General features: G+C 70.6%; 15 protein-coding genes and 1 tRNA gene. 9 read left to right on the top strand and 7 right to left on the bottom strand.

Features of this window, described 5'->3' with window-relative positions; genetic code table 11:
- Positions 1 to 80 precede the first annotated feature (80 nt).
- Entirely contained in the window at positions 81 to 1,151 is a 1,071-nt protein-coding gene (locus ACRWND_RS22670; protein WP_431952259.1) for a WxL protein peptidoglycan domain-containing protein, read from the top strand.
- A 117-nt stretch (positions 1,152 to 1,268) separates the two neighbouring features.
- On the opposite strand, the gene ACRWND_RS22665 is transcribed toward ACRWND_RS22670, so the two are convergent.
- Positions 1,269 to 1,784, bottom strand: coding sequence for a VOC family protein (locus ACRWND_RS22665; RefSeq protein ID WP_431952257.1), 516 nt, complete (start codon positions 1,782 to 1,784; stop codon positions 1,269 to 1,271).
- A 517-nt stretch (positions 1,785 to 2,301) separates the two neighbouring features.
- On the opposite strand from ACRWND_RS22665, the gene ACRWND_RS22660 reads away from it, so the two are divergent.
- The 4 genes from ACRWND_RS22660 (at position 2,302) to ACRWND_RS22645 (ending at position 5,459) form a co-directional block, all read left to right on the top strand.
- Positions 2,302 to 2,583 (top strand): hypothetical protein, encoded by a 282-nt coding sequence (locus ACRWND_RS22660; protein ID WP_431952255.1) that lies wholly within the window; start codon positions 2,302 to 2,304, stop codon positions 2,581 to 2,583.
- 191 nt (positions 2,584 to 2,774) lie between these two features.
- A complete protein-coding gene (locus tag ACRWND_RS22655) occupies positions 2,775 to 3,179 on the top strand; it encodes a RidA family protein (RefSeq protein ID WP_431952253.1) in 405 nt (134 codons plus the stop codon).
- Positions 3,180 to 3,189: 10 nt separating this feature from the next.
- Positions 3,190 to 4,146, top strand: coding sequence for an RNA polymerase sigma factor SigJ (gene sigJ / locus ACRWND_RS22650; protein ID WP_431952251.1), 957 nt, complete (start codon positions 3,190 to 3,192; stop codon positions 4,144 to 4,146).
- A 98-nt stretch (positions 4,147 to 4,244) separates the two neighbouring features.
- Positions 4,245 to 5,459 carry an NAD(P)/FAD-dependent oxidoreductase gene (locus tag ACRWND_RS22645; RefSeq protein ID WP_431952249.1) on the top strand — a complete coding sequence of 405 codons (1,215 nt, stop codon included), beginning with the start codon at positions 4,245 to 4,247 and terminating at the stop codon, positions 5,457 to 5,459.
- Between the two features lie 36 nt (positions 5,460 to 5,495).
- Here ACRWND_RS22645 and ACRWND_RS22640 read toward each other — a convergent pair whose 3' ends face one another.
- From ACRWND_RS22640 to ACRWND_RS22630, 3 genes are all read right to left on the bottom strand, one after another.
- Positions 5,496 to 5,633 carry a hypothetical protein gene (locus tag ACRWND_RS22640; RefSeq protein ID WP_431952247.1) on the bottom strand — a complete coding sequence of 46 codons (138 nt, stop codon included), beginning with the start codon at positions 5,631 to 5,633 and terminating at the stop codon, positions 5,496 to 5,498.
- Between the two features lie 432 nt (positions 5,634 to 6,065).
- Positions 6,066 to 7,079: a DUF1259 domain-containing protein gene (locus ACRWND_RS22635; protein ID WP_431952245.1), complete on the bottom strand. Its 1,014-nt coding sequence runs from the start codon at positions 7,077 to 7,079 to the stop codon at positions 6,066 to 6,068.
- Positions 7,080 to 7,830: 751 nt separating this feature from the next.
- On the bottom strand, positions 7,831 to 8,052 hold the full coding sequence (locus ACRWND_RS22630) for a hypothetical protein (protein ID WP_431952243.1): 222 nt from the start codon (positions 8,050 to 8,052) through the stop codon (positions 7,831 to 7,833).
- A gap of 128 nt (positions 8,053 to 8,180) precedes the next feature.
- Between ACRWND_RS22630 and ACRWND_RS22625 the strand changes: the two genes are divergently transcribed.
- From ACRWND_RS22625 to ACRWND_RS22610, 4 genes are all read left to right on the top strand, one after another.
- Positions 8,181 to 9,200 carry a DNA-directed RNA polymerase subunit alpha gene (locus ACRWND_RS22625; RefSeq protein ID WP_431952241.1) on the top strand — a complete coding sequence of 340 codons (1,020 nt, stop codon included), beginning with the start codon at positions 8,181 to 8,183 and terminating at the stop codon, positions 9,198 to 9,200.
- Between the two features lie 137 nt (positions 9,201 to 9,337).
- Positions 9,338 to 9,757 carry a DUF6416 domain-containing protein gene (locus tag ACRWND_RS22620; RefSeq protein WP_431952239.1) on the top strand — a complete coding sequence of 140 codons (420 nt, stop codon included), beginning with the start codon at positions 9,338 to 9,340 and terminating at the stop codon, positions 9,755 to 9,757.
- A gap of 174 nt (positions 9,758 to 9,931) precedes the next feature.
- The gene (locus ACRWND_RS22615) at positions 9,932 to 10,870 is read left to right on the top strand and encodes a tetratricopeptide repeat protein (protein ID WP_431952265.1); all 939 of its coding nucleotides are present in this window, start codon (positions 9,932 to 9,934) and stop codon (positions 10,868 to 10,870) included.
- 216 nt (positions 10,871 to 11,086) lie between these two features.
- A tRNA-Val gene (locus tag ACRWND_RS22610) sits at positions 11,087 to 11,161 on the top strand.
- 92 nt (positions 11,162 to 11,253) lie between these two features.
- Here ACRWND_RS22610 and ACRWND_RS22605 read toward each other — a convergent pair.
- From ACRWND_RS22605 to ACRWND_RS22595, 3 genes are all read right to left on the bottom strand, one after another.
- The gene (locus tag ACRWND_RS22605) at positions 11,254 to 12,072 is read right to left on the bottom strand and encodes a tyrosine-type recombinase/integrase (protein ID WP_431952237.1); all 819 of its coding nucleotides are present in this window, start codon (positions 12,070 to 12,072) and stop codon (positions 11,254 to 11,256) included.
- A gap of 1,684 nt (positions 12,073 to 13,756) precedes the next feature.
- Positions 13,757 to 14,152, bottom strand: a complete 396-nt coding sequence (locus tag ACRWND_RS22600) for a DUF4240 domain-containing protein (RefSeq protein WP_431952235.1) — start codon at positions 14,150 to 14,152, stop codon at positions 13,757 to 13,759.
- Positions 14,153 to 14,335: 183 nt separating this feature from the next.
- Positions 14,336 to 14,968, bottom strand: coding sequence for a response regulator (locus ACRWND_RS22595; protein ID WP_431952233.1), 633 nt, complete (start codon positions 14,966 to 14,968; stop codon positions 14,336 to 14,338).
- Between the last annotated feature and the right edge of the window lie 23 nt (positions 14,969 to 14,991).

Here is a 14,991-nt window from a genome sequence, read left to right as displayed (position 1 = left end):
CCCCTCCCCCCCCCCCCCCCCCCCCCCCCCCCCCCCCCCCCCCCCCCCCCCCCCGCCTCCCGCTCCAGGAGAACCCCGACATGAACCCGTCCGTACCGCGCCGCACGGCGCCCCTCGTCCGCGCCGCCGTCCTGGTCCTGCTCACGGCCCTCGCCCTCGTGGGCCTCCACGCCGGACCCGCCCGGGCGGCCGACGGCGACGTCACCTGGACGGTCAGGACGGCCGCGAACGGGTTCGGCGACGACCGGTCCAGCTACAACTACACCGCCAACCCCGGCGGTCAGGTCAAGGACGCCATGGTCGTGGCCAACCGCAGCAGCTCACCGCTGCGGCTCGCGCTCTACGCCGCCGACGGCTACACGACCGGCACCGGGCAGCTCGACCTGCTCACCAAGGACAAGAAGTCCGTCGGGATCGGCGCCTGGGTCCACGCCGACCGCGACAGCGTCGAGATCAAGCCCGGCAAGACCGCCGAGATCCCCTTCACCGTCACCGTCCCGGACAACGCCACCCCCGGTGACTACGTCGGCGGCATCCTGACCTCCCTCAAGCAGTCGGACGAGGCGCAGGGCATCAACGTGGACCGGCGCCTGGGCATCCGGGTCAAGCTGCGGGTCAGCGGCGCACTCAAGCCCAAGCTCACCGTCGAGGACCTCCACGTCGACTACAGCGGCCCGGCCAACCCGTTCGGCACGGGAGACGCCACCGTCACGTACACGATCCACAACACCGGCAACGCCATGCTGACGGCACGTCAGTCCGTTTCGGTGGCCGGTCCGTTCGGCTGGTTGCGTGCGAAGGCCGGCGACATCGCCGCGCTGCCCGAACTGCTCCCGGGCGAGAGCTGGAAGGTGAAGGTGCCCGTCCACGGCGTGGCGCCCGCGGTCAGCCTGACCGCGACCGCCACCCTCACGCCCCTGATCACCGACGCCGCGGGCAGCATCACCCCCCTTGACCCGGTCGAGGCCACCGCTCACGGCTGGGCCGTCCCCTGGGTCCTGCTCCTGCTGCTGCTGCTCCTCGCCGCGGCCGTCGCCGCGGTCGTCCTCCTCAACCGCCGCGGCCGCGCGCGGCGCAAGGAGCGCGAGGACAGCCGCGTACGGGACGCGGTGGAGAAGGCGCTCCGCGAGAAGGACGCGCGGACCTCGTAGCCGACGCGGACGGGGGCGGACGACCGCCCGCCGCCCGTCCCCTGCCGACCCTCCGTTCGCCCCCGCCGCCATCCGGCGCGGCGGGGCGCCGCCGCGCGGTGGAGGGGGCCGGACGGCTCAGAGGATGTACTCGCCCAGCGCGTAGCCCTTGGGCTCCGTGTTCAGCTCGATCCGGAGCCCGTTGGGGTCGGCCAGGAACAAGCTCTCGGCGACCTCGGTCGGGAAGGACGCGTAGGCGATGCCCCGCTCGTCGAGGCGGGCCTTCACCGTCGCGTAGACCTCGGGCGTGACCGCCAGCGCGAGGTGGTGGCCGCCGCCGACCGTCTCCGCGTAGTCGGGGTGCGGATGCCCCGGGAAGTCGAAGAAGGCGAGCATGTTCTCGCCGCCCAGGTCGAAGAAGAAGTGCGTCGAACCGGGGTAGTCCCGGTTCTCGACCAGGTCCACCAACGGGAGGCCGAGGACATCCCGGTAGAAGAGGATGGTCTCCTCGACGTCCCGGGCGATGAACGCGGCGTGGTGGACCCCCTGCGTCGCGGGCGCGGGACGCTCCCCGGCCGGGAGGAGGTAGCGGTCCCTCAGCTCCGCCTGTCGCTCCAGGAGCGCCTGCAGCTCCTCACCGTGCGGCTGTGCCATGGTCGTGACTCCTCATCCTGGGGGACTGCGCGCGGCTCGCGCCGGCCCGATTGCTTGACGCGTCAATCGAACATAGAGGTCATTGGTTGACGCGTCAAGAAAATGGAGTGGGTCGCTCTCCGCCCGCGGACCGGCCGCGCGGAAGGGTCCGGTCGACGGCCACGGAGGGTGACTTCGAACCCTTGGTCATGGCCATGGGGTGCTGGTGGGTGACTGTGCTGCCCGGGGGCCCGGAACTTTTCCGACACGGTCATCGCACATGCCCTGACCTGCGGTGAAGCGCCCGGCGCGGTGCAGTTCCCCCGTGCTTTCTTTTGACTCCGGGCCCCACCCGTGTCACGGTCATGTCCTCGGCGTTTGCCGCCCTTTGCATCACGGCGTCCCTGCCCGGTGAGCGAGAACGCGTGGGTCACGTGCCCCTCGTCCTACCGGCTCCAGGCACACGAAGCCGGTTCGACGACGGTCGGAAATGGCACGGCCGTTGTCCAGCAATCTTCCCGTACGAAGGAGATTGACAATGCGCGCAAACATCACCGTCCGCCGGACTCTCGCCGCGGCGCTCGCGGCACCGATGCTCGCCTTCGTCGCGGCGGGCACCGCCGACGCGGCTCCGCAGGCCGCGCCCTCGGTCGCCCGGCAGGCAGCCGTGACGAACCACGTCCAGGGCGGTGGCGGCTTCGGCGGCTTCCGCGGAAACTACGGCTTCTACGGCAGCTTCGTCCCCGTCCCCGTCATCGTTCCCGTCGCCGTCCCTGTCGGCGGTTTCGGCGGCTTCGGCGGCTTCTTCCCGTTCCGTTAGGAGCCGGGGCCCACACTCGACCGCTCACCGCAGCACATCCCGGCCGGAAGGCCCGCGGCGACCGCCGCGGGCCTTCCGGCCGGCGGGTTCGCGGCGGCGGCGCTCCTGTCACAGCCCCGCGGCGGCTGCGGTCTGAGCTGTCGGGCCCCGTCCACGCGGGGCCGGAACCAGTCGGCGACGAGGAGACCACCGTGACCGTCCGCTCCAGGACATTCGACTTCGGCATGCCGTGGGAGGCGCTCTACGGCTACAGCCAGGCCGTGCAGCCCGGCGACACGCTCTACATCTCGGGCCAGTTGTCCCACGACAGCGCCGGAACCTTAGTCGGGGCAGGGGACTTCGCACCGCAGATGCGGACCACCCTCGGCAACCTCGACCGCGTGCTGGAGCACTTCGGGGCCCGCCGCGACCAGATCGTCGAGACCACCGTCCTCGTCCGCGGCCTGCGGGACCACTTCGACACCGCCGCCCGCCTGCACGCCGCCTACTGCGGCGACCACCGCCCCACGAGCACCGTCATGGGCGTGTCGGACCTGGCGCTGCCGGACCAGCTCGTCGAGATCGGCGCCGTCGTACGCCTGGACGCCGCGGCCTAGAATCCGGGCCATGGCCCTGACTTCGCACGACGTGGACCGGTTCCAGGCATCCAGGCCTCGCCTGGAGGCCCTCGCCTACCGTCTGCTCGGCTCCGCGAGCGAAGCCGAGGACGCCGTGCAGGAGACCTTCCTGCGCTGGCAGTCCGCCGGCGTCGACCGCGTCGAGGTCCCCGAGGCATGGCTGACGAAGGTGCTCACCAACCTGTGCCTGAACCAGCTCACCTCGGCCCGGGCCCGCCGCGAGACCTACGTCGGCCAGTGGCTCCCCGAGCCGCTGCTCGCCGGGGACCCGATGCTCGGCCCGGCAGAGACCGCCGAGCAGCGCGAATCGGTCTCCTACGCCGTCCTCGTCCTGCTGGAACGCCTCACCCCCGGCGAACGCGCCGTGTACGTGCTCCGCGAGGCCTTCGGGTACCCGCACCGCGAGATCGCCGGGATCCTCGACATCACCGAGGCCGCCAGCCAGCAGATCCACCACCGCGCCAGGAAGCACGTCTCGGACGGCAGGGCCCGCAAGGCCGCCGCCGGCGTGGACGAGGCCGCGGCCCGGCGGGTCGTCGAGGAGTTCCTGGCGGCCGCCGCCAGCGGCCGCACCGAGCCCCTCGTACGGCTGCTGACCCAGGACGCCGTCGCGGTCGGCGACGGCGGCGGGAAGGTCCCGGCCCGCAGCAGGGCGCTGGAGGGCGCCCTCGCCGTGGCGAAGTTCCTGCGAGGCCTGTTCCGGCCCGCCGAGGCCAAGCGGGCCCTGGTCGGCGGCGCCGCCGACATGTACGCGATGACCGTCAACGGCGGCCCCGCCGTCGTGGCGGTCGTCGGCGGACGGGTCGTCGGCGTCATGTGCCTGGAGGTGACCGAGGACGGCATCGCCGCCGTCCGCAGCCAGGTCAACCCCGACAAGCTGGAACGCGTCACCCGGCGCTGGGCGGCCGCCTCCGACCACGGGGAACCCCTGCTGCGCGCCTTCTGACCCCGGCGTGATATACCTCACACCCCGTTCCTGTCAGGAAACGGCGGGCCGCCCGGTTCAAGGGGCGCATCAGCCGGAGAGCAGACAGGAGCCAGGACATGCAGCACCGCATCGTCGTCCTCGGAGCCGGGTACACCGGAGCCAGCGTCGCCGGGCGTCTCGCCCGGCGGCTGCGCCGCGAGGACGTGGCCATCACCCTCGTCAGCGCCGAGCCGGACTTCGTCGAGCGCGTCCGGCTGCACCAGCTCGCCGCCGGCCAGGACCTCACACCCCGGCCCCTCGGCGAGATGTTCGCGGGCACCGGCGTCGAACTGAGGACGGCGAAGGTCACCGCCGTCGACGCCGACCGCCGCACCGTGGCGGTCGACGGCCCGGACGGCCCCGGGGAACTGGCGTACGACACCCTCGTCCACGCCCTCGGCAGCGGCTGGGACAACCAGGGCGTCCCCGGCACGGCCGAGCACGCCCACCAGGTCGCCGGCCGCCCCGGGGCACTGCGGCTGCGCGAGCGACTGGCCGCCCTGGAGGCCGGACGGCCCGTCCTGGTCGTCGGCGGCGGCCTCACCGGCCTGGAGACCGTCACCGAGATCGCCGAGGCCCGCCCGGACCTCGACGTCGCCCTCGCCGCCCGCGGCGGCCTCGGCGACTGGCTCTCCCCGAAGGGCGCCCGGCACCTGCGGAAGGTCGTCGACAGGCTCGGCATCACCGTGCACGAGCACACCGCCGTCACCGAAGTGGCGGCCGACCATGCCACCACCGCCGACGGCACCCGCATCCCGGCCGCGGTCACCGTGTGGACCACGGGCTTCGCCGTCCACCCCATCGCCGGCGCCACCACCCTGGAGACCTCCGGGACCGGCCAGATCGTCGTCGACGGCACCATGCGCTCGGTCTCCCACCCGGACGTCTACGCCGTCGGCGACGCCGCCCTGGCGACAGGCCCCGGCGGCAAGCCGCTGCGGATGTCGTGCGCCTCGGGCATCCCCACCGCCTGGCAGGCCGCCGACGCCATCGCCGCCCGCCTGACCGGCGGCAAGGTCCCCGAGGTGCCGCTGCGGTACTTCAACCAGTGCGTCTCGCTGGGCCGCAAGGAGGGCCTGATCCAGTTCGTCACCGCCGACGACCGCGCCGTCGACGCGGCCCTGACCGGACGGCTGGCCGCCGTCTACAAGGAGCTGATCTGCAAGGGCGCCGCCTGGGGCGTCGCCCACCCGACGATCGGCATGCCCACCCGGCGTCGCCGCGTCACCGCCCGCCCCGCCCCTTCGGCGCCTTCGGCTCCCTCCGGCCCGGCGGTCGGCACCCCGGCCTGAGGAGCGGCGTGGCGCCGGGGGTGTCCGACGGAAGGATCAGGAACCGGCGATGAGCGCCGCCGACGGGACGCACGTGGACAGGACGCCCAGCAGCCGGTAGCCGTGCGCGGTGAGCGCCGTCCGGGCGGCCGGCGGCTGGTCGGCCGCCCACCAGAGCACGGTGAAAAGGAGCACGCCCGTAAGAGGCCGCGCGGATAGGCGGGCCGGCGTCGCGGGTCGATGGCTCTCGCCTGGCGGCGTTGTCGTCGGTCGCCGCAGCTCCGCTGCGTCTCCCTTCTCCGCCTTGCCCGGCTCGGCCCTCGACCCGCTCCTTTCTCCACCCCGCCTATCCGCGCGACCTCTAAGTCACCAGCGCGGGCATGATGCCGTCGCTCTCCGTCGGCTCCCGCCCGGCGAGCCCCGGGCCGGCGAGCTGCCGGTCCTGGGGCGAGGCACCAGAGCATCCGGATCGGGACCCCGCCCGAAACCCCCGGCAGCAGGTTCACCCCCAGGGCGGTGTACCCGCGCACCCGGGGGCGCCGCAGCCGACCGCCGCTCCACGGCGGGCATCCCCCATGGAGCGGCGGTCGGCACACGCGAGGGCGGCGCCGACCGGTCGGCGGGTGGTCAGCCGATCTCCACCGCCAACCCCTTGACGTTGGTGGCGTCCAGCGCGGTACGGATCCCCTTGGCGAGCTTGAGGGCGTCGCCCACGGCCCAGAAGTGGACGAAGAACAGCCGCGGTTCGTCCACGAGCCCGTGGTTGTGCAGTTCGACGAGCTGGCACCCGGCCTTCCGCAGGGCCGACAGGACGTTTTGGACCTCGCTGGCGATCATGGCGCAGTCGCCACTGACCGCTGCCCGGCCGTCGCCCAGCGGCTGGTAGTTGATCGCGCTGGTGGAGCCCAGTCCCGGAGGCAGGACCATGCCGTTGTCCGTGATGGTCTCCCGGCGCACGAAGGTGTTCTTGTAGATCCCGTCGTCGATGCCGCCCTTGACGCCCATCACCTTGTCGATGGCGGCGGTGTCCAGGTCGAGCTTGCGCGGCACGGTGTGGGCCGGCCGCCCGGGCGGCGGGGCGCCGGTCTTGTCGAGCGCCGCCCGCAGGCCCTTGGCGATGGCCACGGGGTCCTTGCCGTGCGCGTGGACGTGCACCCACCAGATCTCGGGCGTCTGGGACAGCAGGTGCTTGTGGATCGCGGTCTGCTCGATCTTGCGTTCCTGCAGCACGTCGGTGAACGACTGCATTTCCTTCTCGGTGACGACCACGTCGCCCATCAGCAGCGTGTTCCCGTCGGCGTAGCGCACGAAGGACACGTGCGAGCCGAGGGCGAGCCCCGGTTTGACGGTGACGCCCTGCGAGACCACCTTGAGGTCCCGGCGGGGCAGGCCCGTGTGGTACATGAACTCGCGCCTGATGTCCCCGGTCCGTCCCAGCGCGACCGCCACGTCCTTCCACTCCGTCAGGGACGTGCGCACGGGCATGACCGTCGCGTGGTTGTGCTGCTTCGACGTCCCGGTGGGCGCGCACGCGGAGAGCGCCCCGCCCAGCACCGGCGCCAGGGCGGCCGCGGCGAGCAGTTGCCGCCGTGACGCACCCGCCTGCGGGTGGGTGTCCTGCTGTGGGTCCTCACGCATCATGTGTGCCTCCTGACGGGATGGAAACACGGCGGACCACGGACACAGCCCAGCAGCGCCAGCACAGGGGCCAGGTGGGTGAAGCGCCCGTCGGCAAACGGGTGAGGCGAGACGGCCGTGCGGCACGGGCTCCTTCGAGGGCCGGCGACGCCGGAGGGCCCGCTCTCGGCTGCTCTTCGACGCCCATCGCGTCGTCGAACCGGCCGCAGCGGGCCGCAGACGGCCCTGGCGGCCTCGGCCGGGGCGGGCGACCGGCGGGTCCCTGCCCTGCCCGCCGCGGCCACCACGCCGCCACACGCGCGGGACCGCGGTCCCGCACGTCGCCGCATCCGGCGCCGCCGCCGGTCTGCTCGGCGTCCGAGTGCCGAGCACCCCACCCGCCTCGGCTCAGCCGTTCGGGGCGCCGCCGGAGCAGGACCGGGCGTGCGGACGAGCTCACCGTCACGGCGGCGACGGAGACGGCGTGCGGTCCCACCTGCCGGGACCGCCGCCGCCCGCGGCGCCTACGGGGCCGTGGGGTGCAGGGCGCCGATGTCCGGGGCGGAGTCCTGTCCGGCCTCGAGCAGGTGCGTGTCGTCTTCCCCGAAGTCCGGGGCCTGGAAGGGGTTCGTCGCGGGGGACGGCGGTGCTGCGGCGGCACAGCTCTGTTGCCCTTCCGGGGCGGAGAACAGCGACGTCAGTTCGATGGGAGGGTTCCCTTCCGTTGATCAGGTCCCGGAAGGGGCCTGGTGTGCCGTGACCCGGCACGGAGGTCCTACAGCTTCGTCATCTTGGCGTAGGGGCTCAGGATCCGCATCTGCGTCGAGCCGAAGTCCACGAGTGCCGCGGGGCCGTCGTCGAGACCGACCACCCGGCCGAGACCGTACACGTCGTGTGTGACCTGGTCGCCCACCGCGAAGTGCTTGGGAGCGGGGGCGACCGGGCTCTTGAAGGGGCTGGTGGGCAGATGGCGCTTCGGTGCGGAAGGCTTTGTCATCGTCCCCAGTATGCACCTACGGATCGGTCGGACGGGCGGGTCGGCCTCATGGGAGGTCGCCGCGCACGTACGCTTCATGGTGTCTACGGCGTCACATAGCGGGCGCCACACACTGGAGGCCATACCTCGTGCTGATCGCTCAGCGTCCGTCACTGACCGAAGAGGTCGTCGACGAGTTCCGCTCCCGGTTCGTGATCGAGCCGCTGGAGCCGGGCTTCGGCTACACCCTCGGCAACTCGCTCCGCCGCACCCTTCTCTCCTCGATCCCGGGTGCCGCCGTCACCTCGATCCGGATCGACGGCGTCCTGCACGAGTTCACCACCGTGCCGGGTGTCAAGGAGGACGTCACCGATCTCGTCCTCAACATCAAGTCGCTGGTGGTCTCCTCGGAGCACGACGAGCCGGTCGTGATGTACCTGCGCAAGAACGTCCCGGGCGTGGTCACCGCCGCCGACATCGCGCCCCCGGCCGGTGTCGAGGTGCACAACCCCGACCTCGTCCTCGCCACGCTCAACGGCAAGGGGTCCGGTCTGGAGATCGAGCTGACCGTCGAGCGCGGTCGCGGCTACGTCTCCGCCGTCCAGAACAAGCAGCAGGGCCAGGAGATCGGCCGCATCCCGGTCGACTCGATCTACAGCCCGGTGCTCAAGGTCACGTACAAGGTCGAGGCGACGCGCGTCGAGCAGCGCACCGACTTCGACAAGCTGATCGTGGACGTCGAGACCAAGCAGGCCATGCGCCCGCGTGACGCCGTGGCCTCGGCCGGCAAGACCCTCGTGGAGCTGTTCGGTCTCGCCCGCGAGCTGAACGTCGACGCCGAGGGCATCGACATGGGCCCGTCCCCGACGGACGCCGCCCTCGCCGCCGACATGGCACTGCCGATCGAGGAGCTCGACCTCACCGTCCGCTCCTACAACTGCCTCAAGCGCGAAGGCGTCCACTCGGTGGGGGAGCTCCTGGCGCGGTCCGAGGCCGACCTGCTCGACATCCGCAACTTCGGTGCGAAGTCGATCGACGAGGTCAAGGCGAAACTGGCCGGACTCGGGCTGGCGCTCAAGGACAGCCCGCCCGGATTCGACCCGACCGCCGCTGCCTTCGGCGCGGACGACGGCGGGGACGCGGGCTTCGCGGAGACCGAGCAGTACTGACGCCCGCGCAGGGCGGCACGACCGAGGCCCAGGCCATCCGGACTCGCACCGGAGGCCTGGGCCTTCGCCGTGCGCGGTGGCCGGGCGCAGAGGTACGGTGCCAACGACGCGCGCACTACCGACAGTTGGGGGCGGACATGACGGAGTATGTGGCGGAGTACCTGGCGGAGACCGATCCGCGATGGGCCGAGCACTCCGGCGAAGCCGGGCACTACGGCGCACCTGACTGGGGCCCGCAGGACGTGGCACGCGCTGCCGCGTTTCTGGCGGAACTGGCGCCGCAGGCAGGGCAGATGCTCGCGTACCTGCTGCGCACCCCCGGCCGGAGGGTCCACTGCACGGAGCTGGTGGACATGGCCCTGGGCGGTCCGACCGAGGCCGCTCCGGCACAGCGCGTGGCAGGCGTGGTGAACGGCATGAACAAGGCGCACGGCAACAGCGGGCGGCGGCTGCCGTTCTCCTGGTGGGCGGCCCCCGAGGGGAACGCGGGCGCGACGTACGCCGTCCGTCCCTCGGTGGCAGCGGTGTTCCTGGCCGCCCAGCTCGGCAGCGCGTGACTGACGCATGCGTCCGCGAGCGCCCACCCACGTCCCAGGACGGCTCGGGAGGGCGCTCGCGCCGCGGTCACCGACGGCCGCGCCACCGGCGATCGGAGGTTTCCACAGAAGCCGTTGCCCAGGGATACTCTCCCGGTGCAGACAACGGCAGCGGGAGTCGCTCTCGCGAAGGTGATGGCGCATTGCGGCGGAAACCCGGTGGGCGCCGTGAAGCTACTGGCAGGGGAGATAGCCGCCGCACCGGCGGCCCCGGAAGCCTACGCTGCCCTCGGTGAACTGCGACGGGACCGGCGCGCGGAGTTGGAGGAGGGCCTCGAAGGGGACGTCTCCTTGAGCTCTGTGCCGGCGCAGGCGTATTTCCTGTTCCTCGACGGGGACATGGACAACGCGGTGATGGCCCTCGGCTCGGTCACGGGAGTCAGGCCCGACGTGGCGTGGGGCGGCGCTCCGTGGTTCGGCGACGCGCGCTTCCTCGACGCGGTGAGCGCCGAGGCGCTGGCCGAGGCGTGCCTGCGGACGCTGGACTACGGCCACGACCTGAACACCGCCGCCATGCGCGATCGGTTCGCGCCCTGGTTCCATGCCGTCGAGGTGGTGTCCGAACGGAGCCCCGTGCCCGAGTCGCTGGCGGCCATGTCCCGCTTGCCCCGCGCCTGCGGGCGCTACGATCTGGCCTTCGCCCTGTGCGACCGCGCCGACGCCGTCGACCGCGTCATGTGGACCGAGGTCGCACGCGCGGGCACCTGGCGCGCGATGGGCGACATGGACCAGACCGCGGCGGCCTTCGAACGCGCTCTGGCACTGGACGTCACCAACTGGTCCCTCTACCTGGACCTCGCTGACGTACGCGCTCTGCAGGGCGACTTCGCCGCAGCGGTGTCCCTCGTCGACCAGGGTCTGCGGCACGAACCGCACGACGTCACCCTGCGCGCGGCGGGAGCGGCCTATCGCACGCGCCTGGCCGGCTCGGCGGACGACCTGCGGGACCTGATCGCCCTGGCACCGAAGCTCGCGAACACGTCCTACCGGGACCTGCTGATCGACTGCGCGTGCGCGGGACCGGGACTGCCCCCGAGCCTCGTGGCCGAGGCCCGTGGCGTCGGCGCGCGCTGAGCCCGCATCCCGTGCCGGGGGAGCGGGCGCGGTCCGGCGCCGCCAGGTGTGCGGCGCTCGTCGCGGTCGGCCGTTCGTGTGACCTGTACCCACCCGCCCACCTTGCCGCGCCCGCCTCGGAAACCTCGCGGGGACTTCACGTGGCCGGCTGGTGACCGAGCGTGCGGTTGCCGATCGCGGGGTATGGCAGGGTAGGGTGTGCTTTCGCATGTCGACGGGCGTGTAGCTCAGTGGTAGAGCGCTGCCCTTACAAGGCAGATGTCGGCGGTTCGAAACCGTCCACGCCCACCAGCCCCAGCGCACGGCAAAGGCCCAGGTGAACCGGTGTGAGTCCGGAAGCCTGGGCCTTGATCTTTCGCCCTGAGTGAGGGCCGCCGTGCCACTCACGTGCCAGATGGACTTCCGGGGTCCGGCCCCTTCACCCGCCGGATCTGATCGTCCACGTGCCCCGCGATCTCGTGGTCGCGGCCGTTGACGAGGTGCTGATAGATCAGCGCGGCCCGCACCGACGAGTGCCCCATCCGGTGCATCAGCTCCCGCGTGGAGGCCCCGCCCGTCGCGGCGAGGGTGTTGCCGGTGTGCCGCAGATCGTGGAAGTGGACGTCACCGAGGCCGGCCGCGCCGATGGCCCGCAGCCAGATCCGCCGGAAGTTGTTCCGCCGAAGCACTCCCCCACGCGGCCCGACGAAGACCCGACCCGTGCGGCCCGGCTCGGCATACTCGGCGAGATGCGCCGCCAGTTCCACGGTGAGCGAGGCGGGGAACGCCACGGTGCGCACGCCGGCCGCGGACTTGGGAGCCTTGACCGTCAGTCCGTCCGATCGAGTCTCGGCGACCGACCGGCGAACCGAGATGGTGCGTCGCTCCAGGTCGACGTCCCACCGCTGGAGGCCGGCCAGCTCTCCGAAGCGCAGCGCGGTGAACGAGGCCAGCAGGATCATCACTCGGTAGCGCGCGGGTATGGCATCCGCGAGCCGGAAGACCTCCGCCACCGACAGGAACGGTCGCTCGGCACTCGGGGCGGTGGCCCCGCCCTTGATGCGGCACGGATTGCGCTGGACCAGGCCGTCGTCCACGGCGGTGTTCATGATGGCGCGGAGGATCTGGTACGCCTTGGCGACGGTCGCCGCACCTACGCCCTGGTCAAGGAGGGTCGTCCGCCAACGCCGCACCTGCGGGGTGGTGATGTCCCTCAGCGGCACAGTGCGGATGGTCGGCAGGATGTGCAAGTACAGCGCGCTGCCGTTCGGCCGCCGGCCGCCCGCCAGACGGCGAGGGGTGGCTGAGGAGAGACCAACTGTGACTGGGGCGGTCGGCCGAAGCCCTCACGAGTCCCAGTGAACAAGCACTCGCTCGGAGGGCCAACACAGCCATCGGACAACTGCGTTGGTGACCACGAAGTACGAGGCGCTCACCCACCCGTCCTCCTTGCTGAGAAGCCCGGGGCCATGCTCGCGGTAGGAGTGCAGTAGGTACCGACGCCGAAGCAGTCCTCCCATCAGCAGCAGGACAGGCGCCGCGATCAGCGCTCCCACTGTCACCCCAAAACGGACAGCATGGATCTGAATGGTGCTCTCCACACGCACGGCAGCAGTATGTCGCAGTAGAAGTAGTGCCGCCCCTGGACCAGTCGAGGCGAACCGATTGCGGTGAAGGATGACGAGCAGCGTGACTCACCGACTGAGTGTCTAACTGCGGTACAACGACCCCGCACGCAGGCGGACTCCCAGGGACGGCGGCGAACAGTTCTCGTAGGTCACCGGCCGTATCGCCGCAGGTTACACGGTCGAGTGCATTGCTTCGGGACGAAGATGCGCGTTCGAGTGGCTATGGCTGTCTGCGCCGCCACCAGCGTCGACGGGAGCGAGATATGGAAGCTCGAAGTAGCCGGATCGCCACATCGTGCCCATATTGCTCAGCCAGTGCGAGCGGTGTGGCCCCACCGGGATCTTCCAACTCTGGGTCTGCTCCGAAAGCGAGGAGGATGGCCGTCGTGTGCACCCTCGGGGGCTGCCCACTCTGCTGCGCAGAATCTCCCTCTACGTCGATTGCATGGGTGAGGAGCGTCGAGTTGCCAACTACCTCGTTGGGATCGGCCCCCGCACCGAGCAGGCGGGCCAGTGTCTCCGCGTCCTCCATTTCGACCGCCTGATGAGCTGGCGTGCTCATGTTCTCCGACTCAGTCACGATCAGAGTGAATCCATACCTGTCCGCCGCTGCAAGCCGCTACACCACTCGCCGTGCCCGTTCCGTGCCCGAGAGCGCGGTGAACCACGGTCAACGGCGGGTCCTGGGGCGAGCTCATTAGTTCACCCACACCGCCGTTGCCGCTGGTCAGAGCGTGACCGGGGCCGCAGGGGCCGGTGATTCCCAAGCTCAGAGCGCAGAGTGTCCTTGACCGCATCAGTGAGCCTTGATCGACTGTCCCCATGGCCACGGACCCCAGTAAGTACGACGAGGCGGTTCCTCACATCAGGGCGCACCTGGCCAGGGTGGGGCGAGCCGTGGGGCGAACCTGGACCGCCCATGCCGGGCAACCGTACCGGCAGGTTCACCCGGCGCTCGTGGAGGCTTTGGAGGAGGAAGGCGTCGGACGGATGGTGCTAAGCTCGTCGACTTGTTCGCCAGGCAGATCTCTGACGGCACCGAGCCGCCGATTCTGACATCTACACGCGCCATCAACGACGACGGACAGCGGTAACTGTCACCGCTTCCAGGCAGCCTCATGTCTTTGGTGTCCAGGGAACACCAGGCGCCCTGCCTCGAAATTACAAGGCAGGTGTCGGCGGCTGGAGTCCACCGGCACCGCCAGTTCGCCACGTTGGTTCGTGCGCGACAGAGCGCAGTGGTTCAGGAGTCGGCCCAACCTGCGGAGTTGGAGTAGGACTAATAGGAGTAGCGCGTCCGGCGTCCCCACTCCTCGCCGGTGATGTGCTCATACGCCCGATCTGGGACGTAGAGCAAGCTGTCGGCCCATACGTTGCCAGTGGCGAACGGCACGAACTCCGCCGGATCCCGAAGCACCCGGTCGTACGTCTCTCGGCCGGCAGCAACCACACCGGCCCGGGTGTACAGAAAGGCGTCGCCCGACAGGCTGTGCCCGTACTCCCTGCGATCCAACCGGTACAGCGCCCAGGACAACTGCTCTGCGAACTGTTTGACCGTACCCAAAGGACCTGCGACCAGCCGTGACGTCAGAGCGGCCACGAGTTGCTCTGCATCCGGGTCAGGCGTCATCGGCTTGCAGTCCTCGATCAACTGCCAGAAGGCGTTCTCATCCACGATCCAGAGCATGACGGATGGGTGTGACAGGGCAGTGGCGTGCCACATCAGACGGTCAGCTACGGGTAACGGCGGTTCGAAGCGGCCGAGATTGTTGACCGAGCTGGGAGCTCTTCACGGTCGCACTGACCTGCGCACTCTCGATCACCCTGACCACCAGGCTTACAAAGTAGATGTCTCCAGTCACAACGAGCCCAAGCGGGCCCGCTCCATCAGGTCAATGACGTAGTGGACCAGCTCTACAGGTGCGGTGGTCCCCGCGAAGATTCGCCGGTCGACGCCCCTCTCGGGCGTAAATCTCCCCGTGTAGATCAACACAGGTACGTCGATATCGTACTGTTCGAGAACTCGGAGCATCTTGATGCCCGCGTCCCGGTCCCCGTCGCGGCTGAAGTCGCTAATGATCACGTCATAGGACTTGCGCCGGAATCGAGGGACCGCCTCATCCGTCGACAGGGCAAGATCAACTTGCATGCCGACGCTACGGAAGAGCTCGACGAGCGGGAAGTTTCCCTCCGGTCGGTCGTCTACCCATAACACCTTGCCGCCCCTGAGCAAGTCCGCAGCGTGTTCCAGTCTTCCCAGTGCCATGCGTCTAGCAGTGGCAGTAACGGTCGTCTGGCTCTCGTCCTGGGCGCGGTCGAGCAACTCCCCGGCAAGCTCGATCTCAACACCCAGGGCTCGCAGTGAGGTGAGCCGCGGAACCATACGCTGAATGATTGTTCCCCGCAGTGTGAAGTAGACAGTAGCGGCGAAAGCGACCCAGAGGACGGCGGGTACGGTGCCAACTACTTTGATCCATATGGCCTCAGGCATGCGAACATGATGGCCGATGCCGC

The sequence above is a fragment of the Actinacidiphila sp. bgisy167 genome (assembly GCF_965342175.1).
In the GTDB taxonomy this organism is placed as follows: domain Bacteria; phylum Actinomycetota; class Actinomycetes; order Streptomycetales; family Streptomycetaceae; genus Actinacidiphila.
This window is presented reverse-complemented; position numbering and strand designations above follow the sequence as displayed.